22 protein-coding genes are annotated in these 23,535 nt (G+C 68.6%); 11 read left to right on the forward strand and 11 right to left on the reverse strand.

What is annotated here, in order from left to right:
* Positions 1-39 precede the first annotated feature (39 nt).
* From ABD143_RS35645 to infA, 4 genes are all read left to right on the forward strand, one after another.
* A complete protein-coding gene (locus ABD143_RS35645; RefSeq protein WP_343987398.1) occupies positions 40-366 on the forward strand; it encodes a hypothetical protein in 327 nt (108 codons plus the stop codon).
* Positions 367-640: 274 nt separating this feature from the next.
* Positions 641-1,372 (forward strand): alpha/beta hydrolase, encoded by a 732-nt coding sequence (locus ABD143_RS35650; protein ID WP_343987401.1) that lies wholly within the window; start codon positions 641-643, stop codon positions 1,370-1,372.
* A gap of 320 nt (positions 1,373-1,692) precedes the next feature.
* Complete coding sequence (locus tag ABD143_RS35655; RefSeq protein WP_343987404.1) at positions 1,693-2,499, forward strand: GNAT family N-acetyltransferase; 807 nt, start codon at positions 1,693-1,695, stop codon at positions 2,497-2,499.
* On the forward strand, positions 2,496-2,720 hold the full coding sequence (gene infA / locus ABD143_RS35660; protein ID WP_343987407.1) for a translation initiation factor IF-1: 225 nt from the start codon (positions 2,496-2,498) through the stop codon (positions 2,718-2,720). The genes ABD143_RS35655 and infA overlap by 4 nt, the downstream gene beginning before the upstream one ends.
* A 127-nt stretch (positions 2,721-2,847) precedes the next feature.
* Here infA and ABD143_RS35665 read toward each other — a convergent pair whose 3' ends face one another.
* Together ABD143_RS35665 and ABD143_RS35670 are read right to left on the reverse strand one after the other, a co-directional pair.
* Positions 2,848-3,936, reverse strand: coding sequence for a sensor histidine kinase (locus tag ABD143_RS35665; RefSeq protein ID WP_379660126.1), 1,089 nt, complete (start codon positions 3,934-3,936; stop codon positions 2,848-2,850).
* Between the two features lie 29 nt (positions 3,937-3,965).
* Positions 3,966-4,709 carry a response regulator transcription factor gene (locus ABD143_RS35670; RefSeq protein WP_343987413.1) on the reverse strand — a complete coding sequence of 248 codons (744 nt, stop codon included), beginning with the start codon at positions 4,707-4,709 and terminating at the stop codon, positions 3,966-3,968.
* A gap of 115 nt (positions 4,710-4,824) precedes the next feature.
* Between ABD143_RS35670 and ABD143_RS35675 the strand changes: the two genes are divergently transcribed.
* From ABD143_RS35675 to ABD143_RS35695, 5 genes are all read left to right on the forward strand, one after another.
* Positions 4,825-5,403 (forward strand): VanZ family protein, encoded by a 579-nt coding sequence (locus ABD143_RS35675; protein WP_343987417.1) that lies wholly within the window; start codon positions 4,825-4,827, stop codon positions 5,401-5,403.
* A 181-nt stretch (positions 5,404-5,584) separates the two neighbouring features.
* Positions 5,585-6,808 carry a lipase family alpha/beta hydrolase gene (locus ABD143_RS35680; protein WP_343987420.1) on the forward strand — a complete coding sequence of 408 codons (1,224 nt, stop codon included), beginning with the start codon at positions 5,585-5,587 and terminating at the stop codon, positions 6,806-6,808.
* Between the two features lie 109 nt (positions 6,809-6,917).
* The gene (locus ABD143_RS35685) at positions 6,918-7,373 is read left to right on the forward strand and encodes a VOC family protein (protein ID WP_343987423.1); all 456 of its coding nucleotides are present in this window, start codon (positions 6,918-6,920) and stop codon (positions 7,371-7,373) included.
* Positions 7,374-7,598: 225 nt separating this feature from the next.
* Positions 7,599-8,471, forward strand: a complete 873-nt coding sequence (locus ABD143_RS35690; protein WP_343987425.1) for an NAD(P)-dependent oxidoreductase — start codon at positions 7,599-7,601, stop codon at positions 8,469-8,471.
* Between the two features lie 94 nt (positions 8,472-8,565).
* Positions 8,566-9,183 carry a GyrI-like domain-containing protein gene (locus tag ABD143_RS35695; protein WP_343987428.1) on the forward strand — a complete coding sequence of 206 codons (618 nt, stop codon included), beginning with the start codon at positions 8,566-8,568 and terminating at the stop codon, positions 9,181-9,183.
* Between the two features lie 198 nt (positions 9,184-9,381).
* Here ABD143_RS35695 and ABD143_RS35700 read toward each other — a convergent pair whose 3' ends face one another.
* The 7 genes from ABD143_RS35700 to ABD143_RS35730 form a co-directional block, all read right to left on the reverse strand.
* A complete protein-coding gene (locus ABD143_RS35700; protein ID WP_343987431.1) occupies positions 9,382-10,671 on the reverse strand; it encodes a mandelate racemase/muconate lactonizing enzyme family protein in 1,290 nt (429 codons plus the stop codon).
* Between the two features lie 2 nt (positions 10,672-10,673).
* A complete protein-coding gene (locus ABD143_RS35705) occupies positions 10,674-11,507 on the reverse strand; it encodes an RraA family protein (protein WP_343987434.1) in 834 nt (277 codons plus the stop codon).
* A gap of 48 nt (positions 11,508-11,555) precedes the next feature.
* Positions 11,556-12,344, reverse strand: coding sequence for an IclR family transcriptional regulator (locus tag ABD143_RS35710; RefSeq protein WP_343987437.1), 789 nt, complete (start codon positions 12,342-12,344; stop codon positions 11,556-11,558).
* The gene (locus ABD143_RS35715) at positions 12,341-14,347 is read right to left on the reverse strand and encodes an ABC transporter permease (protein ID WP_343987440.1); all 2,007 of its coding nucleotides are present in this window, start codon (positions 14,345-14,347) and stop codon (positions 12,341-12,343) included. Before ABD143_RS35715 ends, ABD143_RS35710 begins: the two co-directional genes overlap by 4 nt.
* Entirely contained in the window at positions 14,344-15,765 is a 1,422-nt protein-coding gene (locus ABD143_RS35720; RefSeq protein WP_343987443.1) for an extracellular solute-binding protein, read from the reverse strand. The genes ABD143_RS35715 and ABD143_RS35720 overlap by 4 nt, the downstream gene beginning before the upstream one ends.
* Positions 15,766-16,038: 273 nt before the next feature.
* Positions 16,039-17,223 (reverse strand): Gfo/Idh/MocA family protein, encoded by a 1,185-nt coding sequence (locus ABD143_RS35725; RefSeq protein ID WP_343987447.1) that lies wholly within the window; start codon positions 17,221-17,223, stop codon positions 16,039-16,041.
* Positions 17,224-17,301: 78 nt separating this feature from the next.
* Entirely contained in the window at positions 17,302-18,045 is a 744-nt protein-coding gene (locus ABD143_RS35730) for a FadR/GntR family transcriptional regulator (protein WP_343987450.1), read from the reverse strand.
* Between the two features lie 215 nt (positions 18,046-18,260).
* Between ABD143_RS35730 and ABD143_RS35735 the strand changes: the two genes are divergently transcribed.
* Complete coding sequence (locus ABD143_RS35735; protein WP_343987453.1) at positions 18,261-19,418, forward strand: mandelate racemase/muconate lactonizing enzyme family protein; 1,158 nt, start codon at positions 18,261-18,263, stop codon at positions 19,416-19,418.
* A gap of 13 nt (positions 19,419-19,431) precedes the next feature.
* Complete coding sequence (locus ABD143_RS35740; RefSeq protein ID WP_343987456.1) at positions 19,432-20,145, forward strand: RraA family protein; 714 nt, start codon at positions 19,432-19,434, stop codon at positions 20,143-20,145.
* A 284-nt stretch (positions 20,146-20,429) separates the two neighbouring features.
* Here the strand turns inward: ABD143_RS35740 and ABD143_RS35745 are convergent, their stop codons facing one another.
* Entirely contained in the window at positions 20,430-21,320 is an 891-nt protein-coding gene (locus tag ABD143_RS35745) for a glycoside hydrolase family protein (protein WP_343987458.1), read from the reverse strand.
* Between the two features lie 901 nt (positions 21,321-22,221).
* Entirely contained in the window at positions 22,222-22,458 is a 237-nt protein-coding gene (locus tag ABD143_RS35750; RefSeq protein WP_343987461.1) for a hypothetical protein, read from the reverse strand.
* Between the last annotated feature and the right edge of the window lie 1,077 nt (positions 22,459-23,535).

The following is a 23,535-nucleotide window of genomic DNA, read 5'->3' on the forward strand; positions in this document are numbered from 1 at the left end:
GATCCGGGGCACCGCAGGGTGGTCGGAAAGTCACGTGGAGTGGTCGCGGCGCTGCGGCGCCGCCCGGCCGGAGATAAGGGTGCGCGCTGGGAGCGCCAGCAGCGGGGCTATCGCGTGAAGCTCGTGCTCGACCACCACTGCTCGACGGCGATCGCCGAACAGTTCCGGATCACGGGCCATGACGCGGTCGCGGCGGTCGAGCGCGGTTGGCATCGGGAGCCCGGCGAGGCACTGCTTGCGCTGTGCCTCCCGGTCGCCGGGCTACGTCGTTCGGCCACACCCACAGCCGGTGGCTTAACTGAACTCGAGGTGCACGGCGGTCCACATGCGGTGCTGAGCGCGGGATCGACCGGCTTCAGCGGGTGATGGTGCCTCCCACACCGTGACCACACAGGCCCGAAACCCTTAACCACACGGCCTTGGCCATTAGGCGAGTGGCTCCGTGGCGTCCGGCCACGGAGCCTCCGCGAAAACCCGTTGGTGGACCACGGCGACCACTGCTAGCTTTCCGGTGGCCGTGCGAGAGATCGAGGAGGTGGTACCCGTGAACGTATCGACATGGGTGCTCCCCTCCGGGGTCACGGTCGGGCGATAGGTCGTCCGGGAGCGCCGTTCACGAGCACTCCCGAAAGGCACGACCATGCGATTCACTTCTGAACAGCGCCTCGACGACGGCGTCCTCGAACGCGAATTCACCCTCGGCGAGGTCCCCGGCATCCTGTGGATGCCCGGATCCGCATCCGCACCGGCTCCGCTGATCCTGCTCGGCCACCCGGGCGGACTGCGCAAGATGTACCCCCGACTGGTCGCCCGGGCCCGGCACTCCGCGGCGGAGGGCTACGCCGCGGCCACCATCGAGCTCCCCTGGAGCGGTGACCGGCCCCGCTCCGCCGCCGCCGAGGAGGCCCGCGCCGACCTGCGCCGGGCGCTGGAAGCCGGCGAGCCGGTCGACGACGAGATCGTCGACCGGCTCGTCCTCCCGCTGGTCGAAAAGGCGGTCCCGGAATGGCGGGCCGCCCTGGACGCCCTCCTTTCGCTGCCCGAGATCGGCGGCCCGGTCGGGTACGCGGGAGGGGTGATCGGCATCGGCATCCGGCTGGCGGTGGTCGAGCCGCGCATCTCGGCCGCCCTTCTGTTCGCCGGGAGTTTCGTGCCCCGCACTCTGTTCGAGGAGGCCCGGCAGGTCACCATTCCGCTGCAGGTCCTGCTGCAGTGGGACGACGAAGGAAACGACCGGCAGATGGCCCTGGACCTGTTCGACGCCTTCGGCACCAAGGAGAAGACGCTGCACGCCAATATGGGCGGGCACACCGGCGTCCCGCAGTTCGAGGGGGACGACGGGAACCGGTTCTTCGCCCGGCACCTGAAGTGAGGCCTGGCCGTCAGGCCGGCAGCAGACGATAGGAGCTGTCGGCCAGGATGCCGCTCATCGAGGACAGGTCCCGGCCCTACTCGATGGCGGTGCTCCCCGGGCCAGACACCTGCCGCCGAGCCCAGGGCCGGGCCCGGAAAATCGGTGGCGGGCGGGGGTGCCCGCGCTGATACCGTGCGGGCGATCGCGACCCGGCCGTTGGAGGTGAGACCCATGCTCGTTGTACGCACGTGGGTGCTCCCCTCTCCGTCACGATCGGGCGATTGACGTAGGTGTCGCCAGGAGCGCCTCCCACCAGGCACTTCTGAGAGGGCAAACCTATGGACTCTGTGCATTTCAGTGCGGGCGCACCCCCGACCGTCGGCACGCACGCAGTGATCACCCGGGTCGACGACCTGCGGTGGCGGGCCGTGGAGGACGATCTGGTGATCGGCCACGGCGAGGCATCCCGCCGACCCGACAGCCGGGTCTTCCTCAGCATCGACACGTGGCACGGCGCGGTCTTCGACCGGCTCGCGACCGCGATGCTGACGGACCTGCCGAGCCCGCTGTACACGATGGTCGACGAGGCCGACCACGACCTGACGGCCCGCTGGGAGCGGGCAGGCCTCACCGTCCGGCGCCGGGAACGGGAGTACCTCGTCGCCACCGACCCGCTGGTCACCGGGCTCGACACCGCGCCGGCGCCGTCGGACGTGACGATCCTGGGCCTCGGTGCGGCGCGGGAGCCCGCGCTGCGCGAGGTGTACGAGGCGGTCCGCGCCGAGGTCGACGCCCGCGTGGGCTGGGACTCGATGCCGGTCGAGGTGCCGGCCCGGCCGGACGGGGCTCCCATGGACCCGTCGAAGTACGCGGTGGCCGAGGCTGCCGATCGGTACGTGGGGCTGGTCCGGGTGGTGGCGCGCCGCCGGCACGCGCGGATCGGGTTGGTCGCGGTCCGCGAGGGTCTGCGCTGCCGCGGCATCGCCCGGGCGATGCTGGCCGAGGTGCTGGGTGCGCTGCACCGCGGCGGGGTCGAGGCGGCGTCGGCCGAGGTGGACGAGCGCAACAGCGCGGCGACGGCGCTGTTCGAGGGCATCGGCGCGCAGCGCGTGAGCAGTGCCGTGGAAATGGTGCGTGGCGTATGACGAAGACAGCAGGAGCCATCGAGGTCGAGGGCACCGTCGTCGAGTGCCTGCCCAACGCCACCTTCAGGGTGGAGCTCGAGAACGGGCACAAGGTGCTCGCGCACATCAGCGGGAAGATCCGGAAGCACTACATCAAGATCGTGCTGCTCGACCGGGTGCTCGTCGAGCTCAGCCCGTACGACCTGAACCGGGGCCGGATCCTGTTCCGGTACCGGACGTAGCGCCGGGCCTGATCCGATCGCGGTACCGGCGGGCGGGCAGCCGCCGGTACCCCGCGTTCAGTTCGACGCCCACCAGTTCACCGCCGCCGCGCCGCCCGCGCCGCCCCGCCGACCTTGCACGCGATCGTCATCTGCCGGTGTGCGGTGGCGCGGCGGGTAGTTGAACCGTGACGCAGAGCCCTCCAGCGGAGCGGGGGGTGAGGGTGAGGTTTCCGTCGTGTGCGTGGGTGATGCTTGTGGCGATTGCCAGGCCGAGGCCGACACCTGGGTGGTCGGTGCGTATGCGTTCGGTGCCGCGCTGGAACGGCTCGGTGAGCGTGGAAACCAACTCTTGCGTGAGCTTTTCGCCGGTGTTTTCGACGGTGAGCAACACACTCTCGGGGTGGGTGCTGGTGCTGACCCACACGGTGCCCTGTTCAGGCTGGTTGTGGACGATCGCGTTGTGTATGAGGTTCGTGGCCAGCTGCAGCAGGAGCGCTCGGGAGCCCATGGTGGGGGTGATGTCGGCGGAGGTTGCGATGGTGACGCCGCGCTTTTCTGCGAGGGGGAGGAGTGTTTCGGTGGCTTCTTCCGCGATGAGGGACAGGTCGACGGGTTCTCGGGTGAAGGAGCGCTGGTCGGCGCGGCTGAGCAGGAGCAGTGCTTCGGTGAGGTCGATCGCTCGGGTGTTGACGGTGTGGAGGCGGTCGAGGAGTTCGCTGGTGTCGTGGTTGGGGTCGGTGCGGGCCACGTCGAGGAGTGTCTGTGTGATCGCGAGTGGGGTGCGCAGTTCGTGGGAGGCGTTGGCGGCGAATCTCTGTTGTTCGGCGACGTGTGTTTCGAGCTGTGCGAGCATGGTGTCGAAGGCGTCGGCGAGTTCGCGGAACTCGTCTTTGCGGCCCGGTAGCCGGATCCGGTGGGAGAGTGATCCGTTCGTGGCCATGCGGGTGGCATCGGTGATGCGGGTCAGGGGCGCGAGCATGCGGCCGGCGAGGATCCATCCTCCGAGGAGACCGAATACCAGCAGGAACGTCAGTACTGCGGCTGCTGCTGGGACGAAGACGCGTGGGCCGAAGTTGCCTGGGGTGAGGACGAGCCAGAGGTCGGAGAGGTTGGGAACGAATGAACCGACGGGCCCGCCTCGCAGCAGGAACACCCACACAGCAGCGAGCAGCAAGGCGCCGGCGAGCATGAGAAACCCGGCATAGCTGAGGGTGAGTTTGAGGCGAACGCTCAAACCGTGCGCCCTATCCACGGTCTGATCCCTCACGCCCGGGTGCCGGGTGCTGTGTCGTCTGCTCGCTCCGACAGGCTCCGCTCGGTGTCGTCTGCTCGCTCCGACAAGCTCCGCTCGGTGTCGATGCGGTAGCCGACGCCGGCCACGGTGGCGATGAGCCATGGTTCGCCGAGGCGTTTACGCAGTGCTGAGACGGTGATGCGCACGGCGTTGGTGAAGGGGTCGGCGTTCTCGTCCCACGCTCGTTGCAGGAGTTCTTCGGCGCTGACGACACCGCCGTCGGCGGCGACGAGGACGTCGAGCACGGCGAACTGTTTGCGGGTGAGCGCGACGTAGCGGCCGTCGCGGTGGACCTCGCGGCGGAACGGGTCCAGCCGTAGGCCGGCGATCTCTCGCACGGGTGGCCTGTGGTGGGCGCGCCTGCGGTCGAGTGCCCGGAGCCGGAGCACGAGTTCTCGGAGTTCGAAGGGTTTGGTGAGGTAGTCGTCGGCGCCGAGTCCGAACCCGGTGGCCTTGTCGTCGAGCCGGTCGGCGGCGGTGAGCATGAGGATGGGCATGCCGCTGCCGGAGGCGACGATGCGTTCGGCGATCTCGTCGCCGGAGGGGCCGGGGATGTCGCGGTCGAGGACGGCGATGTCGTAGGCGTTGATGCCCAGCAGTTCCAGGGCGGTGTCACCGTCGCCGGCGATGTCGGCCGCGATTGCGTCCAGGCGCAGCCCGTCGCGGATGGCCTCTGCCAGGTAGGGCTCGTCCTCGACGATCAGCACGCGCACAAGTTCTCCATGCTACGAGCCGGGGCATATCGTCGGCATATCGAAAACCGCATACGTGCTGGCAACACCACGCTGCCTTCACTGGAGGCATGGACTACAGCGAAGCGGAGCAAGCGTGATCAGAGGGTGGCACGACTGGGTCTTCACGTTCACTGGCGTCGCACTCATGACGGTGGCCGTACTCCCGTTGGCCGCCCTGGCGGTGTGGGCTCTGGCATGCCGTCGGAATGTCACAGGCACCACGCCGGCGTGGGCCTGGCGCACGTCGCTGGCCGAGGTCGGCATCGTCTACGGGACGGTGCCGTGGGTCTGGATGACCATGTTGCCGGGCAGCCGGGCTGGTGAGGTTCCCGGTCGGGTGAGCCTGGTGCCGCTGGTGGACCTGCTTGCGATGGGCTGGGGCCAGGTCGTCGGCAACCTGCTGGTGTTCGCGGCGTTGGGGTTCTTGGCCCCGCTGCGGTTCGCGGCGCTGGCCTCGGTACCGCGGATCCTGGCGCTCGCGGCGTCCTGCTCGGTCCTGGTCGAGACCGCGCAGTACGTCCTGCGGCTGGACCGGGTGACCTCCGTGGACGACGTCCTGCTCAACGCCGCAGGCGCCGGACTGGCCGCGCTGGCGTCGCACCGCTGGTGGCGGACGGCGGCCGGAGCGTCGCCGACCCAACCGACCTCGATCGTCCCGGTATCGGGACGCTGAGCCGGCCGCCGTCCACTGATCGGTTCTTGATGCCGGGGCGCACCCGAGCATGGACACGTCGCGTAGCGCCGGCGGCCGGGGCGTCTGCCGGGTGTGTGGCGGGGCCGGGGCGCGGTGCTGCAGCGCAGCGGGGGTGGATCTCCAGCGCTATCGTGGGTTTCCTCAGCGGAAGGCGACGCCGATGACAGGCATCCCGCGCGAGACCGGCGAGGTCGGCACGTCGGCCGCGATGGTCACTGATCTCTTCGGCCACCTCGCCGTCACCACCCAGCAGATCCACCGGGCGGTTGCCCATCGCGCTCTCGGCACTGTCCTTCCGCCGCCCGTTCGAGCGGCGCAGGACACCATCACGTCCACCGTCTACGGCCTCGTGCGCGCCGGGATCGCGATCGTGGGCACCGCCGCGGTGACCGCGCTGGATGCCGTGGAGCGAACCCGAACCGCGCGACCCTGGACCAACACGCCGCGCGGCCGCCGACTGGCCGGGATGCTCAACGGCGCGGTGGGCGACCATCTGCATGACCGCTACCCGCAGCTGGCGAGCCCGATGCGCATCCGGGTCGACGGCGCCGACGTCGAACCCGACCCCGCGACGTTGTACCGGCACTACCCCGCGGCAGCGCCGAGGATGGTGGTGTTCGTCCACGGTGTGATCGAGACCGAGGAGTGGTGGAGCGGCCCCGCTCGCGCACGCGCGGGTGATCAGACCGCGATCTGCGAGGACTTCGGTACCCGGCTCACCCGTGATCTCGGCTACAGCACCGTGCACGTGCGCTACAACAGCGGGCGACACATCTCGGACAACGGCGCCGACCTGGCCGACCTGCTCGACGAGCTGATCAGGGCATGGCCGGTGCCGGTGCGAGAACTCGCGCTGATCGGGCACTCCATGGGCGGCCTCGTCGCGCGAAGCGCACTCCACCAAGCGTTCGCGCAGGGCCGCGTCTGGTCACAGCGGACCCGCCACGTGGTGTGCCTCGGCTCCCCGCACACCGGCGCCCCGTTGGAACGGGCTGCGAACACCGTCACCGCGCTGCTGCGAAGCTTCGACGAGTCCGCGCCGATCGCGGCGTTGCTCGCCGGACGCAGCGCCGGTATCAAGGACCTGCGGCATGGCAGCCTGCACCGGCAGGACTGGCACGGCAACGATGCGGACGCCGTGCACCGGGGCGTCCCGTATCCCTACCGGCCGCCCGACGGCGTCGAGCACTGCAACGTCGCCGCCACGGTCAGCCGCGCGCCCGGCCCGGTGGGCCATTGGGTCGGCGACCTCCTGGTCCCCACCGCCAGCGCCCTCTCGCCGACGCCACCGGCTCACGGTTGTGTCATCCCCGGCCTGACCCACCGCGGCCTGCTCACCCACGACGCGGTGTATACCCAGCTTGTGGACTGGCTTCGACGGTAATGACCACGTCCCTCCTTCTGAGGGCATTGATGGTGGCCGTCGAGAAGGAACCTGTCCTCAGGGCACTCGGGCCCGGCGCTACTGCGCGTACCCGAAAGGAGAGATGGCCATGGCCGACCGCACCGACCTGCCATACCCGACCGAGGGGCTGGTCGTGACCCACTTCCTGACCGTGCGCGACGTCGCGGTCTCCCGGGACTTCTACGCCGACATCTTCGGCGGCCAGGTGGTGCTGGCCGAGAACCCGGCCATCGTCAAGATCGCCAACGGCTGGATCATCATGAATCCCGGCGGCGGACCGACTCCGGACAAACCCGACGTCACGCTGACCCCGCCGCAGCCCGGCGATCCGGTATCAGCGTTCCTCAATGTCCGCGTTGCCGACATCGCCGCCTTCCACGAGGCCGCTGTCGCCAAGGGCGCCCAGTTCCTCACCAAACCGCTGGACCGCAAGGCCGAGCTGCGTTGTTACCTGCGCGATCCTGACGGCTATCTCGTCGAGATCGGCCAGGCCACGGGCATGCTGGCGGGCATCTACGCCGACCCGACTCCGGGCGGCGAGTGAGCAAGATCCGCGAGTGGCGGTGACGCCGACATCCTGTCCGGGTCCGCCCCTCCTGGGGAGGCGTGACACGGTTGGTGAGGCGAGCTGAAGTGGTGCCGCTGCAGTTCCCACGAGGCGCGTATGGCGCCGGGCCGTGAGAGGAGTCTGTGGCAGTAGCGAAGAAGCACCCCGACGAGCGTCGCGAGCGCGCTCGGCTGGGCGGTGCATCGGGACTAAAATCGCCTGATGCGCGTCGCGATATTCGGACTGGGGAATATGGGCCAGGCCTTCGCGTCCCGGGCCCTCGACCGGGGGCATCAGGTCACGGTGTGGAACCGTTCACCGGGGCGCGCCGGGGAGCTCGTCGCCGCCGGGGCCACCGAGGCGGGGCGGCCGGCGGAGGCGGTGGCCGGCGCCGAGGTGGTGCTGGTCTCGCTGGCGGACGACGCCGCGGTCACCGATGTCTGCCTGGGTGCGGACGGTGCCCTCGCAGCGCTGCCCGAGGACGCGATCCTGGCCAATGTCAGCACCGTGGCCCCCGAGACGGCCCGACAGCTGGCTGCGGCCGGCCCGGCCGGGCGGGTGCTGGACGCGCCGGTGATGGGTGCGCCCGCCGCGATCGCCCGCGGGGACGGCCGATTCCTCATCGGCGGCCCGGCGGAGACGGTCGATCGCCTCGAGCCACTGTGGGATGACCTGGGGGCCGGTTATGTCCGCTGTGGCCCGGCTGGATCGGGCGCGATTATGAAGCTGGTGTCGAACCTGCTGCTGATCACCGGCGTCACCGCCCTCGCCGAGGGCATCGCCACCGCCAGGGGACAGGGCGTCACCGACGATCTGCTCAGGACGGTCTTCGGCAACAGTGGGGTACTGAGCCCCGCGTCCCGGATGCGGCTCGACTCGCTTCTCGACGACGACCACCCCGGCTGGTTCGCCCCGGCGCTGGCGCGCAAGGACGTGCGGCTCGCCATCGGCCTGGCCGAGGAGGCCGGGGTGCCTGCGCGCATCGGACCGGCCACCGAGCAGCTTCTCACCGGGGTAATCGACACCGGTGACCGCTGGCAGGACTTCGCGGCGGTGATCGAGGCGCTACGCCCCCGGGCGGGCGGAGACGGCTGACCCGCTCCTCGGTGCGGCCCGTGACAGGCGCGCGGTGACACGGAAGGCTTCGAGGGTCAACATCATCGCGACTCTTGTCGGTCCAGGAGAACTCGTGACACCGAAGCTCGACTTCAAGCGGGAACTGAAGTGCTACACGGCTAAGCGCGACTCACCGCAGGTCACTGATGTGCCGGACTTGCAGTACCTCATGATCGATGGCCACGGTGATCCGAACACGCCTGTCTACGCGGACGCGGTCTCGGCACTCTACCCCGTGGCCTACAAGCTCAAATTCGCCAGCAAGAAGAACCTTGACCGTGACTATGTCGTGATGCCGCTAGAGGGCCTGTGGTGGGCCGACGAGATGGAAACCTTCACCACCGCTCGGGACAAGACGCAGTGGGACTGGACCATGATGATCATGGTTCCCGACTGGATCACGGCCGAGATGTTCACTGATGCGGTCGAGCAGGTCGGCATGAAAGATCGACCCACGCGACTCGACGATCTCCGCTTGGAGGCCCTGTCGGAGGGACGCTGCGTCCAGGCTCTTCACGTCGGGGACTACGACGACGAGGCCGAACTGCTGCGGTACATGCACGAGGAGTTCATCCCTGATCAAGGCCTCAAGATGGTCGGAAATCACCACGAGATCTACCTCAGCGATCCGCGAAGAGCGAAGCCGGCCAAGCTGCGCACGATCTTGCGACAGCCCGTAGCTGACGCATGACTTCCCGTGCCGTCGGAGGTGCCGGCGGAGGTGCCGGCGGCCGCGGCGCGGCCGACTGCGCGCTGCGCAAAGGCTGCAGGTAGCGGCGCACGGTCTTGACGCTGCCGCGGAGGCCACCCCGCGGAGGCCACCGCGGCCTCGACCGCGGAGTCGGGCCCTGGCTGGGTGCCGCCGGACCCGCCCGCGTGCCGGTTGTGCTCAGCTCCAGAGGCGGTCGTGGCTCGACTCGCGGTCCCAGTGCCCCGACTCGGCGAAGTACACCGGGTCACGGGGGTCGAGCTGCTGGGCGAACAGCTCCTCGTTGATGTCGCCGAACCCGAGCCCCGGCGCCTCCGGCACGGCGATCTGCCCGTCCTGGATGAGCGGGCTCGGCAGGCCGGTCACGAGGTCGCTCCAGAACGGCACGTCGGCGGCGTGGTGCTCCAGCGCGAGGAAGTTCTCGGTGGCCGCCGCGAGGTGCACGCAGGCCATCGTCGCGATCGGTGACGCCGCAAGATGCAGCGCCATCGCGATGCCGCGCTCCTGCGCGTAGTCGCCGAGGCGCTTGGTCTCGGCGATCCCGCCCGAGGTGGCCGGGTCCGGGTGCACGACCCGGATCGCGCCGGCGTCGAGCAACGGCTTGAAGCCCTCCGTGAGGTAGATGTCCTCGCCGGTGCACGTCGGTACCGCCACGGCCTCCGTCAGCTGCCGCCACTGGTCGGTGAACTGCCACGGGATCAGGTCCTCGATCCACGCGAGCGTGAACGGCTCCAGCGCCCGGCCGATCCGGATGCACGAGTCGAGCGCGATGTGCCCGAAATGGTCAGCCGCCAGCGCGACGTCGTAACCGACGATCGATCGCACCGTCTCCACGTAGCTCGCCAGGTGGTCCACGCCCTTTTGGGTGACCTGGATGCCCGTGAAGGGGTGCATCGTCGTCTTGTTCTCGCGCGCGCCCGCGGGCGCGATGAGCGTGCCGGGGACGTCCCAGAGCAGGTCGATGCCGACGTCCATCTTCAGCATGGCGAACCCGCGCTGCTTGCGCTCGAGCAACCGCTCGCCCATTGCCTGCGGGTCGCCGAGTGAGGGCGTGTCGGCGTAGCAGCGGACGGTGTCCCGGAACTGCCCGCCGACCAGCGCGTACGCCGGGACACCGTAGGCCTTGCCTGCGAGGTCCATGAGTGCCATCTCGATCGCCGAGACGCCGCCGCCCTGCCTGCCGTGGTGGCCGAACTGCTTGATCTTGCGGAAGATCTTGTCGAGGTTGCAGGGGTTCTCACCGATGATCCTGCTCTTGAGCGTCAGCGCGTAGGTGGCGCTGGCCTGGTCGCGCACCTCTCCGTAGCCGACGAGGCCCTGGTTCGTGTCGATCCGGATGATCGACGATCGGAACGGGACGCCGTGCAGGTTGGCCACCCGCAGATCGGTGATCCGCAGGGCACTCGGGCGCGACGCCGTGCTGATGTGCTCCTCGGTGATGACGGAATGCTCGTTGCTGGTGGTGGTCACGTTCAGCGCTCCTCTCCGGCGCGGGCCGCGCGCCACTGCTGGAAGTCCGCCTCGATCTCCTCGCTCCACGTGGCGACGTCGATCTGCGCGCTCGTGTAGCGGCGCTCGGACAGCCGCTGTTTGCCGAACACGTCCCGGACGCGGGTGTCCTCGCTGGCCGCGGCCACGTCGGCGGCGAACTGCGCGGGGATCACCGCCACGCCCGTCGGCGTCCCGAGCACGACGTCCCCGGGCAGCACGGTGACGCCGCCGATGCGGATCGGGATGTTGATCCCGGCGAGGGTGACGCCGCGGATCGGCGTGGGGTCGACGGCGCGGTGGAAGATGTTGACCGCGCCCTCCAGCCGCTGCAGGCCCTGCAGGTCGCGGATCCCGCCGTCGATCACGGCACCCACGCCGGTGCGGGTGGCGACGGCGGTGCCGAGGTTGTCGCCGACCACGGTGCCCTCGACGATCTTGCCGAAGATGTCGACGACCATGATGTCGCCGTTCTCCAGGGTCTCGATCACCCAGGAGTTCTGGCGGTCGCTCTCGAGGTGCCCCTCGCGGGCGCCTGCTGCCACGACCACGGCGTCGAAGTCGGGGCGGTGCGGCAGGAACTGGGCGGTCACGGCGCGGCCGACGATCACCGTGCCGGGGTGCGTCTCGCGCCATTCGCCGGAGAACTGCCGCACGTATCCGGCGCGGTAGAGATACCCCCACGCCTCCTCCGTGGTCGCAAGTCGCAGGCTGTCGAGCACCTCGTCCGGGACGCGGGGACGGCCGGAGCCGAAGCGCTCACCTGTCCATGCGGCGGTGAGCTCCTCGAGGTCGTCCTTGCCGGGTTGGATGCGCACGTCCGGTTCGCCTTCTCTCTACTCATCGGTGACGCGGCGGGATGGGGCTCAGATCAGGTCGGCCACTCTCCGGGCGGTGTCCTGCAGCTGCGGGACGTACCCGAGCAGCTCAGCGCGCTCCACCGTGAACGTGACGGTGGAGACGCTCACGCCGCCACGGGGCCGCCCGATGCGGTCGAACACGACCGCGCCGATGCAGCGGACCGTGGCCTCGTTCTCCTCGTCGTCGATCGAGTAGCCGCGCTCCCGCACCGCGGCGAGCTCGGCGTGCAGGGCGGCGAGGTCGGTGATCGTGGCGGGGGTGCGCGCTGGAAGCCCGGTGGACGCGGCGACCGCCTCCACCTCCGCCGGCGTGAGGTGGGCGAGGATCGCCTTGCCGATCGCGGTGCAGTGCAAGTCGAACTGGTTGCCCACCCGCGAGCGCATCTCGTAGGGCTTGTCGCTGTCGACCTTGTGCAGGTAGACGGCGTGGTCGCCGACGCGGACGCCCAGGTGCACGGTGTTGCCGCGGGCCCCGTCCTTGAGCTCCTGCAGCGCGGGCCCGACACCGGCCGAGACGACCCGGACGATCTGCGCCCCGAGCCCGCTCAGCCGGCTGCCGATGCCGTATCGCCCGTCCCCATAGTTCTGGGCGAACCCGTCATGGCCGAGCGTGGCGAGGACCCGGAACGCGGTAGAGCGCGACACCGCGGCTCGCTGGGCTACATCCATGAGCCGGTGCGGCCCGTCTTCCACGGCGAGCGCCTCGAGGATGCGCATCGCCTTCTCCACCGACGTGCCCGCCGGGCTGGACCGCCCCCGTCGCGGCGTCGCCGCCTCGTCCAGCGCGGGGGTCATCCCTTGACCGCCCCCGCCGTGAGGCCCTCGGTCAGGAACCGCTGCCCGAATGCGTACATGAGCACGACCGGGATGCTGATGAGCAACGACGCCGCGGCAAGCTGGCCCTGTGGCACCACGTCACCGAAGATCATCGACTGCATGCCGACCGGCAGCGTCTTGTAGTCGTCCTTCGTGATGAACACGAACGCGAAGAGGAACTCGTTCCACGCGTTGGTGAGCGTGAACAGGGCGACGGCCAGGAGGCCGGGCTTCGCCAGCGGCAGCACGATCCGGTAGAAGGCCTGGAACCGCGTGCAGCCGTCGGTGAGGGCTGCCTCCTCCAGGTCGGCCGGGATCGACTTGAAGTAGCCGACCAAGAGCCACGTCGCGAACGGCAGCGTGAACGTCGGGTACGTGACTACGAGCGACCACAGCGAGTCGTTCAGCCCGATGCCGCTCATCAGCTGGTACAGCGGGATGAACAGCAGCGCGCCGGGCATCACGTACGTGAGCAGCACCGTCACGGTGAAGCTCTCCGAGCCGCGGAACTTGAGCCGGGCGAGCGCGTAGCCCGCCAACGCCGCGCAGACCAGCGCGATCAGGGTGGAGGCCACCGACACCAGAATCGTGTTGAGGTACCAGGTGCCGAACGGCTGGCTGGTGAACAGGTCCGTGAACTGCTCCGTGCTCCACGGCGTCGGCCACAGGTCGCTCGTGCGCATCGTGATCTGGATGTCGGACTTGAAAGCCGTGACCACGATCCAGTAGAGCGGGCCGAGCACGAAGACCAGCAGCACGAGCAGCGCCACTCCGGATCCCACGCCGTTGACCGTGCGCGCCGCCCGCTGCTTCCCGCGCGCCGCGAGGGTGGAGACGACGCGCCCGACGGCCGCGGCGAGCAGCACGCAGACGCCGAGCACCAGCGCGGCCTTCCAGATGATGTGCGGCGACGCCCACGCGAGCACGGCCGCGGCGATGACGACGATCACCCAGGGCAGTGCCTTGCGCTGGGCGGGCGTGAGCCGGCTGCGGCCCAGGTCGCCGGCGCCGGGTGCGTCGCTGCGCCGCATCATCCGCACGAGGATCACGACGAGGATGCCGATGATCGGCACCATCACCAGGGTCACGGCGGCACCGGCCCCGAACTGCAACTGCTGGATCGCCTTCGAGTAGGCCACCATCACGTACGGCGCGGTGGCGTCGCCCGGGCCGCCCTGCGTCATGAGCCAAATCAGGTCGAAGTTGTTGAACGTCCAGATGGACGACAGCAAGACCGTGACGATCATGACGTAGCGCAGCCCCGGCAGTGTCACGTGCACGAACCGCTGCCAGGGGGACGCGCCGTCGACCATCGCGGCCTCGTGCAGGCCCTGGTCGATCGCCTTGAGCCCGGCGAGGAACGTCACCGTGAAGAACGGGATGCCCTTCCAGACGTTCACGAGAATCACCGACGGCATGGCGAGCGAGGCGTCGGAGAGCCAGCCCGCAGGCCACGTGTCGACCAGGTGCAGCGACGCGAGCACCGGGCCGATCCCGGAGTCGGTGAGCAGGGTGTTCACGCTGCCGAAGATCGGGTCGAAGAGCGAGCGCCAGCTGAACGCCGTGACGACCGTGGGCACCACCCACGGCAGCAGCAGCACGCCCGCGACGACGGACTTCCCCCGCCGCATGTGGTGCAGCATCAGGGCGGCGATCAGCCCGAGGACCACCTTGAAGATCTCGGCGTACGCGGTGAAGACGAATGAGTTCACCACGCCGGTGTGGAACAGTTCGTCGCCGATCAGGGCCGTGTAGTTGTCGAGGCCGACGAAGACCGACTCCGCCCCGTGCCGCTCGGTGGTACTGGTGACCGCCGAGCTGACGATGGGAAACAGGATCAGCCCGGCGACGAGCACGATGGTGGGCCCCATGAACACCGCGGCGAGCCGCCAGTCCCGGCCCAGCAGGCGCTGTACCGAGGTGAGCGAGGCCCGCGTGACGGGCGGTGCGACCGTCGCCGGCCGGGGGCGCAGGATCGTCACTGCTTCAAGCCCTGCTGCTCGAAGATCTGCACCATCCGGTCGTGCGCGGTGGCCACCGCCTCAGCGGGCCGCGTGCCCTGGACGACCGACTGCATCATGTCGGTCAGGAGATAGGCGGCCACGCTGGCCTGCTGGCCCGAGCTCGGCGTCTGCGGGAACGCGTAGCCGGTGGAGGTGGTCAGCGGCAGCGGCTGCTGCGTGATCTTGCGCAGCGCGGCGAAAGCGGGATCGCCGCTGGAGTAGTACGGGTCAGAGTCCCAGACCTTGTCCCATGCCGGGTTGACGAGGCCGGGAGCCTCCTTCGCCACGCCGAGCAGGGGAGTGCCGCTCACCAGGTACTTCGCCACCTGCTTGGCGAGATCGGGGTTCTTCGCCCCCTTGAACACGACGAATGCCTGCGACTGGCCGAAGGTGATCGGACGTGGGCTCGCGGGCCCGATCCCGTCGATGAACGGGTGCGTGTTGGCGTATACCGGGTTGTTCTTCGTCTTCGAGTCGGCGTAGACGCTGTACTGGTTGCGGGTGAAGCCGATGATCCCGGCGAGCCAGTTCTCGTTGTTGCTGGAGTCGGTCCAGCTCTCGATGCCGGGCGGGAGCATCGGCTTGTACTTCGGGTTCGTGTAGATGTCGCCAAGGAACGAGACCGCCTCGACGGTCTCCGGGGAGTTGAACACCACCTTCTGCCCGTCGTTGCTCGCGATCGCGCCGCCGTGGGTGTTGATGGCGTTCTCGATGAACCCGTTGGCGTCGCCGGAGCGGTTCACCGTCTGGCCCCACCCGAAGCGCCGCTTCGACGGGTCGGAGATCTCGAGCGCGATGTCCCGCAGTTCGTCCCAGGCATAGGCGTCCTTGAGCGCGATGCCCTTCTCCTGCAGCCAGTCCTTGCGGAAGAACGAGCCGACGCCGATGAAGTGGTAGGGGATCGCGTACCACCGGCCGTCGAATACGCAGTAGTTCTTGGTCTCGGCTGCCGGCTCGCCGAACTGCGCCTTCAGTTCGTCCACCACGTCCGTGACGTCGGTGAGGTCACCGAGGTTGTGGAACTGCGCGATGAACCGCGAGTCGGTGAAGAACGCGAGATCACGGGCATTGCCCGCCTTCACCTCGGCGTCGGTCTTGGCCACCATGTCGCCGGAGTCGGCCTGGACGAGGGAGTTTTCGATCGTGGTGCCGGTGGCGCCGGCGAATGCCTGGACCGAGCGGTCGAGCGCCGCGTTGGCGGATTCCGAGTAGAGCTTCTGCGACAGCATCCCCATCGAACTGCCACGCATCCCGGATGCCGCGTCGATGACGGACTGCGGGACCTCGACCTGCACCTGCGGGGCGGCGGGCTGACCCCCGCATGCGCTAAGACTCAGAATTCCGAGCGCGCTCGTCCCGAGGAACTTCCTTCTGGACCATTCCGACCGCTGGGTCATGACCACTCCTCCCGCGTCCTGCCGAGGACGCGTGCCGACGGGGCGACGGTGCAACCGACGGGGGCCGGGAGGTGCTGCACCTCCCCGGTCGTGCGAGGGACGGGCCCGAATGCCGGGCCCACTGCGCTCGCCCGAGAAACGAGCACCGGGCAGGCACGGTGCGCAGCGATCTCCGGCCCCCTTGCCGGAGAGAGCGCTGCGCCGTTCCAGTTGTGTTTCATCTAGCGGAACGTCGTATCGCGTAACGCGACGGCGATCACAGTAGGAGGGGTCTCAGGGGCTGTCAACGGTGGAGATCGAGGACCTGTTGATCACACGCCGAGGTGTCGCGCTCGCCGTACGTTCACCGGGGAGCCCGTCGAACAGACCCGACGCACCTCGTGGGCGCCACAGCGGGACACCTCCGGTCTCGAGGTCTCTGTCGAGCGCCATGACCGCGCCCTGTTCGGCCGAATCCAGCGCCCGGAGGACGACGAGCATGTTCGCGACGCTCTGCCGGACGGTGCCGATCACCGGCTCGCCGTGCCGGAGCGCATCGGAGAAGTTGCAGAGCTCGGCGAAGTAGCCGCTGTCGATCCCGCGGAAGACGTCGGTCTGCGTCGTGCCGTCCGGACGGCTCAGCGTCACCCGCCGCTCCGACTCCGGCCCCGACAGGACGAGCACGCCCTCCGTCCCGTAGAGCCGCATGTCGTTCGGCTCCTCAGGGATGGGGATCTCCGAGTAGGTGGACGTGTAGTTGCCGATGGCCCCGCCGGCGAAGGTCAGGTTCAGCGTCAGGTCCGAGGGCGAGTCGATCGTGCTGTTGACCCACTGGACGGCCGCGTGGACCCGGGTGATATCGCCACAGAGCATGCGGATCTGGGCGATGTCATGCACGCCCGCATCCAGGTACACGCCGCCGCGGTACTGCGGCTGGTGCCGCCAGGGCGTGCTGGTGAACGAGCCCGCGCGCGGCACGAGGTGCCCGGCGCGGCGCCAGGCCATCAGGTGCAGCTTGCCGATCGCGCCGTCGTCCAGCAGGGCACGTGCGTGGCGGATGTCGTCGCGGTAGAGGTAGTTCTCCCCGATCAGGATCGTGTGATCGGGATGTCGCTGCTCCAGGGCCAGGAAGGCGCGGGCCTGCTCCTCGTCGGTGCCGGTCGGCTTCTCGCAGAGCACGTCCTTGCCGGCGGCGAGCGAGTCCTCCGCCACCTGGTACAGGGAGGGGATCGGCACCGAGATAAGCACCGCGTCGACGTCGTCGCGAGCCAGTAACCGGTGGTGGTCGGGGGTGAAGCCCGCCATGTCGACGGCGCTGTAGTCCGAGAAGCGCTCGCCCTGGGTGACCGACCGGTCGGCGAACGCCGTGACGACGTACCGGTCGGGGAGCCGGCGCAGCGCCGGCCAGTGCAGTTTCTCGACGGCCAGCCCGGTGCCGATCAGCCCGAGCCGGATCGGCCCTGCCTCGCTCGCTCCCAACTCGCAACCGTCCCTCCGCCCCGACGCTGGGGCATCGAAAGGGGACTCGCCGCGGCCCTGCGGTCGAGTCGCCATGCCCTACCGCTTCGCCGTGCGCGCCTTCGTCTTCTGCTCCTTCTCGGCGAGGATCGGGAAGTTCCGCTGCAGGTGTGATCGCATCGCCTCGCGCGCGGCGTCGGGGTCCCTCGCCTCCAGCGCCGCGAAGATCCGGGCGTGGGCGTCGGTGGCGCGGTGCAGGCCACCAGGTACCGCGTTCGTCACCCGGCGGCTAGCGGTGCCGAGCCAGCGGGCGGAGTGCATGATCCGGTCGAGGATCCGGTTGTTGGCAGCACGGCAGATCGCCATGTGGAACTCGTGGTCGACCTCGAGGTAGTCGTCCGGCTCCTCCTCGAGACTCGCCATCCTGTCGAGCTCAGCGCGGAGCGCGGCCAGCGTCTCCTCGGAGATGCTCGCCGCCGCCATCGCAGCGAGCTCGGGCTCGAGCAGCAGTCGCATCTGGTGCAGCTCCTTCAGCAGTTCGACGACGTGCTCCTCCGGCAGCCACTCGGCCAGCAGCGGATTCAGGTAGTCCCACTCGGCCGGAGGCCGGACGACGACGCGACGGCCCTGGGCGATCTCCACGATGTCGAGCGACGCGAGGATCTTGAGCGTCTCGCGCGCGACCACGCGGGAGACGCCGAACTCCTGCGAGATGTCGAGCTCCGACGGGGCGCGCTCATCCTCGATCTCCCCGTTGACGATCCGCCGGGTCAGGTGGGCGGCCACCTGTACCGGGAGCGTGCGGACCTTGACAACGTCCGCAAGCTCTTGTCTCCTAGCCATGTCAGCAGCTTATAGGACAAGCTGACAAGCTAACGGCAACCCGGCCTCGAGTTCGTGGCCCGTCGCGCCTTGGGCGGTCCTGCACCGTCGTGCGTGGTCTTCCTGGGCTCCGACCGCGTACAGCACGTCGCCGGCGATCAACGTGTTCGGCGGCCGGCCCATCGCCTGGACCGGCAGCCAATCCCGTCACTCGGCTGTGGGTCGGAAGGAGAAGCATGAGGATCGTCAACGTCACGACGGCTGTCGTCCGCTACCACGGGGAGGCGACCCTGGTGCGGATCGACACCGACGAGGGCATCAGCGGGTTCGGCGAGGCGAACCCCGACGCCGGCGCGGGCGGTGCCGTCGGAATGATCAACTTTCTGAAGGACCTGCTGATCGGGGAGGACCCGCGCAACGTCGAGCGGTGCTGGGAGAAGCTCCGGCGCAGGAAGGTGTTCGCCGGCCCGCAGGGGGGCGTGTTCGTGATCGCTCTGAGCGGGATCGAGCTGGCGCTGTGGGACATCGCCGGCAAGGCCGCGGGGCAGCCGGTGTACCGGCTGCTGGGCGGCAAGTTCCGCGACCGGATCCGGCTCTACGCCGACTGCGGCGACGGCGACGACCCCGGCGGCTCGGTGTCGGGCTGTGTCGACCGGGCTCAGCGGATGGTCGAGGAGGGCTTCACGGCGATCAAGTTCGACATCGACGACCTGCGGCACCCGGCGAAGTTCGACGAGTTCAACCACACCGTCAACGCCGCTGAGCTGCGCACGATGGTGGAACGGGTGGCGGCGGTCCGGGAGGCGATCGGGCCGGACGTCGACCTGGCCATTGACCTGCACGCCCGCTACGACGTGCCGAGCGCCTGCCGGATCGCCTGGGAGCTGGAGCCGTTCCACCTGATGTGGCTGGAGGAACCGATCCCCGCCGAGAACATCGACGCGCTCGTCCGGGTACGCGCTCAGACCCGAACGCCGATCTGCGCCGGGGAGAACCTCTACCTCCGCTGGGGCTTCCGGGAGCTGCTCGAGCGCGGGGCGGTCGACGTCATCGAGCCGGACGTGCCGAAGTGCGGCGGCCTCGCCGAGGCCAAGAAGATCGCCAACCTCGCCGAGATGCACTACGTGCCGTTCGCGCCGCACCTCGTCTCCACCCCGCTCGGCACGATGGCCACCGCGCACCAGTGCGGGGCGATCCCCAACTTCTTCGTGCAGGAGTGGCATGCGCTCGAGGAGCGGGAGGTGTGGGACAGCTACGTGCGGGCCCCCGACGGTAGTGGCTCGATCGTGAAGGACGGCTTCATCACGCTCCCCGACGCGCCCGGCATCGGGGTCGAGCTCGACATGGACGGGGTCCGCGCTCACGCGGTGCCCGGATTCGGGATCTTCGAATGAGTGGGGGAATGACATGACCGGCGCACCCGTACGTCCTGACCCGGCGGCCGTCGCGCAGACGGCGAAGCGGCTGAAAGCGCTGTACACGGCCGTGGTCTACGACGTCATGGACGAGTTGGGGCTGCCCCACCAGTGCCTCGACCTCGCGATCGCGCCGCTCGACCGCTCGCTGCAGGTGGCCGGGCCCGCGTACACGGTGATGGCCTCGCCGGACGTGCGAGAGCGCGACGAGATGCCGGCCAACAGCAAGCTCGCCGACTTCGGGGTCTTCACACAGATGTACGAGGGTTGCGTGGTCGTCGTGGGTGCTGCGGGCGAGCGGCAGAGCGGGATCTGGGGCGAGCTCATGAGCAATGCGAGCCGGGCCAGGGGTGCCACCGGCGTCGTCATCGACGGCGGCATCCGCGACGGCCGGCTGGTCCGTGAGATCGACGGCCTGTCGGTCTTCGCGCGGTACACCTCGCCGATCGAGTCGCTGCGCCGGTCCCGCATCCACGACATCGAGGTGCCGATCTCGATGGCGGGCACGCTCACGAGCCAGGTGCGCGTCGATCCCGGCGATTGGGTCTTCGGTGACGAGGACGGTGTGCTGGTGATCCCGGAGGACGCCCTCGACGAGGTGCTGGCGAAGTCGGAGGAGGCGAAGGACACCGAGGACAAGGTCCGCCAGGAGGTGCAAGCGGGCGTACCGGTGATCGACGTCTACAACAAGTACGGCCGCCTCTGACGGCGGCGGCGCGATCTAACCGGCACTGGACGCCGATCGTCGGCGTGCGACCAGGTCCATTCGGAGAAACTCGGTGATGCGGAGCAGCCTCGGTGGGCGTGCCACCTCATCGGAGAGGGCCTGGAACGCCTCGTCTTCCCCGACGAGGCGTGGGGCGGCGAGTTCCACCTCCGTCCCGTCGACCCGGAGCCGCCTGATTCTGGATGCTCTCGAAGCTCGCCGGAGCTAGAGCCCCGATACCGCCGCGTGAGACTCACCTGACGGGGACGCGGAGACGATTCTGGTCACGGTGGCGATGGCTGATCCGCTAATTTCGACGGTTCGTCGAATTGCGTGCCGTCGTCCGGTGGATCGTCGACCACTGGGTAATCATTTGCATCCCATTTTATCGGTACTACCCCCATCGGACGGGGACTTAGTCTGGTAGATGTCCGCCAGTAGGCGTATCCAAGGTAGTCTTGGCTGGAATCGGGCGACTTCAGCACGAACGTCTGCCCTGCTCCGACAGTTGCGTCGGTGTTGTTCCAGATGGGCCTTGGGCGCTTTGTCCAATTATCGCGGTCCAGCAGGCTGCCGCTGCCCTGGTATGTCAGAAGGCCTACCGTGTAATGCTGACTCGTTACATGGCTGGCCGAGTAGAAGACATGCAATCTGCCGTTATGGGTGATTGCCTGGTCAACTTCATTGATCGCAGCCGTCCCAGGGCCCAGTGGACCCATCATCTCCCAGGCATACGTCGGATCAGTGATCGGAACCCACTCGCTTGATGCCGTCCAGGGATTAGTGAGGGACGCGATCGAGATGCCATGACGCGTGCCGGGAGTGTGGTTCTTGCGGGTCGACGCCATGATGTAGAGCTGGCCCTGCCACTCGAAAGGCGCAAAGCCGAGGGTCCAGACGTCCTCGCCCAGCAGGCTGGTTCTGAGCGTCCACGATCCCATGGGGTCATCGGTATCGGCCTGGAGCACCATCAGTCGGTCGGTCAACATCGGTGGATTCTGGCTGGCGGCATCCATGTAGATGTACCATCTGCCGTGCAGTCGCGTGAGCATGACGGGCCAGTTGATGAACGCGTCGGCAGCCGTATCGGCCCCTTCCCAGACCACTTTCTGGGCCTTGATCGCCGCATTGTCCTCGATGGCTGCGAAATCCTTCAGCCACCTGGCCTTTGCCATGCGGATTCGTGGCTCAGAACGGGACTTGACGGGCATGTAGTAGTGGCCGTCGTACCAAACGATGTTTCCTCCAGGCTCAATCTGAGTAACCGGGACGGTGTACTGGGGCCTATGGTGACAGTCTCCGCCGGTGGCGGATCTTGCGTCCGGTCCGCTGGGCGCCCTGCCGTCCTCGCAAGCGGCCGCCGGCCATGGCGAAGCAAGTTCAATCCCGAGGACCAGGAGAATGGCGACGACGGAAAGGCCGGCTTGTTTCAGTCGGAGCACCGCACCCCTTGATGGGCGCGGCTGGTTCCCTGCCCTGTGGGTCGGCTGCTGCTGCGGGGTTCCTGGTCGCGAGGGCTGGGGTGTGGCGGTCAGCGACCGGCGAGCGCCGCCAGACACGCGCCTGCGCTGGTGGATGCGGGACGGACCACGTCCTGCCCTGTGAGGGGGCGTGGGTTCCGAGTCGGAACGCCGCGTTCCACGGTTCATTGATCGACGGTGCGGTGTTTCTCGTGCGCCTTGACCCGGCTCCGCTGACATGCGGCTCCTCCAGGACACCTCGACACCTCAGGCCTCATGGGTGCACAGCGGGAGGACGTCGACTGCAGCCGAGGCTCCCCGCTTGCTCGATTATCCGGCACATCGCCTGGTACGCCTCCTCCTCGGAGGCGGCGAACCACTGCAGCTCCATCGTGGTGGACCGGTCGCCAGGGCTTTCCACCACCAGCGCTGGCGCCGCTCGATGTAGACAGCGCGGGTAGTCCAGGGGGCTGTAGCGTCCACGCGGTCTGTCTCCGCTTCCTCTGAGTCGGCGAACCCGCACGGGTTGATAGTCGGTAGATGCGCGCCAGGCGTCTCCACCACGAGCGCGGGAGCCGTGCGCACGCGGCCCGGTCCAGTCAAGCCTGCGCCTTGGTCATCCGACGGCCCCCGAACCTTTATGGAAATCCTCGGCGAGAACCGGAGTGAATGCGTGGTTCACCGCATTCAAAAGGTCCGCCACAGCATCCGGCACGTCCCTACCCACCGGCGCAGCAACGAACAATGTCGCCGCGACCAGGGCGAACACCACCGCACCGCTGGCGCTCTTACATTTCGCGCACAAGAAGCACCCCAGCACCGCGCCGATAAACAGCAACCCGAGCCCGTCCATGGCTACGCCCCGTCCTGTGTCCACGTCGCACTGTCGACGACGGACCCGGACGATATCCCGGACATCCGCGCCGCGTCGGCGACTCTGAAAAGGCGGGGCGTCCCTTCAGCTTCTTTCGCACCTGACAGATTCATTGATTACCTCCGGTCACAAGAGGGTTGGGTCGAACCTACGGACAATTGGGCCCTGATGTCCCCGAGCCGGCCCGAAGGCGGCGATACCGGGATTCGAACTCGGGGTACCAGGTCTACAGCGGACAACCGGTGCGGCTGGGGGCGGGTCGGCGTGGGCGAGGACGACGGCCCACCGGCCCAGGCCGGCTGCGCCGACGATGGGGGCGGGGACCGACACCCGAGGAACGTCTGGTCGTGCAGCAGCGTGACGGCACCGGCTGCGCCCACCGCCGGTGCGCGCCACCGATGCCGTGTCATCGCAGCCGCTGCCGGCTCACTGTCGGCCACGGGGATCCCCAGCCTCGTCCGTCGAACCTTCGACGCGTGCCCTTATGTCACGACTTCTCGAGTGTGGGTCGCCCAGCCTGTGCGAGATCGTTACCCTGTAGCGATCTCGGCGCACCAAAGGGCCCGCGTGTCGTGGGCTCGCGACGCTCGAGCCGGCTGATCCATCAGCGCAGACCGCTCTGCGGCGCCGGTACTACCGGGGACTGTCGCCGAGCCCGCGCCTACCCACACGCATATGCCTGATCACGCGTATCAGATCGCATCGTCATCGAGCACCGGCATGGCGTCTGACCTGTATGAACGATGCTGGATCAGGATCTCTGACCGCTGGGGATCGGCGGGCGAAAAACTGTCAGGTCCCGGGGTTCGAACCCCCCGTGCGGACTTCTGCCGCACGTCGTTCCTGCTCTGCGTCCCCAACGCAGCCGGGTCGCCCGCGAGGTTCCGCGCCGACGATGGGTTTCACCTGTCCGAGGTATACCTCCGCTTCTTCCATTGCGGAATCAATCCGCGTTTCCGGGGCCTACTAGGTTTCCGGGGCCTACTAGCCTCGATCTTTCGTAACGGTCGTACTGTGATCTTGACTTGTCGCTGCTGATCTTGCTGGTGGTGTCGT

The organism is Pseudonocardia aurantiaca (genome assembly GCF_039526725.1).
Classification (GTDB): Bacteria; Actinomycetota; Actinomycetes; order Mycobacteriales; family Pseudonocardiaceae; genus Pseudonocardia; species Pseudonocardia aurantiaca.

What these genes read in the sequence shown, in the direction of transcription:
- ABD143_RS35720 (WP_343987443.1), bottom strand. Translation starts at nt 15,765, where the DNA reads ATGACCCAGCGGTCGGAATGGTCCAGAAGGAAGTTCCTCGGGACGAGC.
- ABD143_RS35650 (WP_343987401.1), top strand. Translation starts at nt 641, where the DNA reads ATGCGATTCACTTCTGAACAGCGCCTCGACGACGGCGTCCTCGAACGC.
- ABD143_RS35750 (WP_343987461.1), bottom strand. Translation starts at nt 22,458, where the DNA reads ATGGACGGGCTCGGGTTGCTGTTTATCGGCGCGGTGCTGGGGTGCTTC.
- infA (WP_343987407.1), top strand. Translation starts at nt 2,496, where the DNA reads ATGACGAAGACAGCAGGAGCCATCGAGGTCGAGGGCACCGTCGTCGAG.
- ABD143_RS35710 (WP_343987437.1), bottom strand. Translation starts at nt 12,344, where the DNA reads ATGACCCCCGCGCTGGACGAGGCGGCGACGCCGCGACGGGGGCGGTCC.
- ABD143_RS35655 (WP_343987404.1), top strand. Translation starts at nt 1,693, where the DNA reads ATGGACTCTGTGCATTTCAGTGCGGGCGCACCCCCGACCGTCGGCACG.
- ABD143_RS35730 (WP_343987450.1), bottom strand. Translation starts at nt 18,045, where the DNA reads ATGGCTAGGAGACAAGAGCTTGCGGACGTTGTCAAGGTCCGCACGCTC.
- ABD143_RS35740 (WP_343987456.1), top strand. Translation starts at nt 19,432, where the DNA reads ATGACCGGCGCACCCGTACGTCCTGACCCGGCGGCCGTCGCGCAGACG.
- ABD143_RS35735 (WP_343987453.1), top strand. Translation starts at nt 18,261, where the DNA reads ATGAGGATCGTCAACGTCACGACGGCTGTCGTCCGCTACCACGGGGAG.
- ABD143_RS35745 (WP_343987458.1), bottom strand. Translation starts at nt 21,320, where the DNA reads ATGGCAAAGGCCAGGTGGCTGAAGGATTTCGCAGCCATCGAGGACAAT.
- ABD143_RS35690 (WP_343987425.1), top strand. Translation starts at nt 7,599, where the DNA reads ATGCGCGTCGCGATATTCGGACTGGGGAATATGGGCCAGGCCTTCGCG.
- ABD143_RS35680 (WP_343987420.1), top strand. Translation starts at nt 5,585, where the DNA reads ATGACAGGCATCCCGCGCGAGACCGGCGAGGTCGGCACGTCGGCCGCG.
- ABD143_RS35685 (WP_343987423.1), top strand. Translation starts at nt 6,918, where the DNA reads ATGGCCGACCGCACCGACCTGCCATACCCGACCGAGGGGCTGGTCGTG.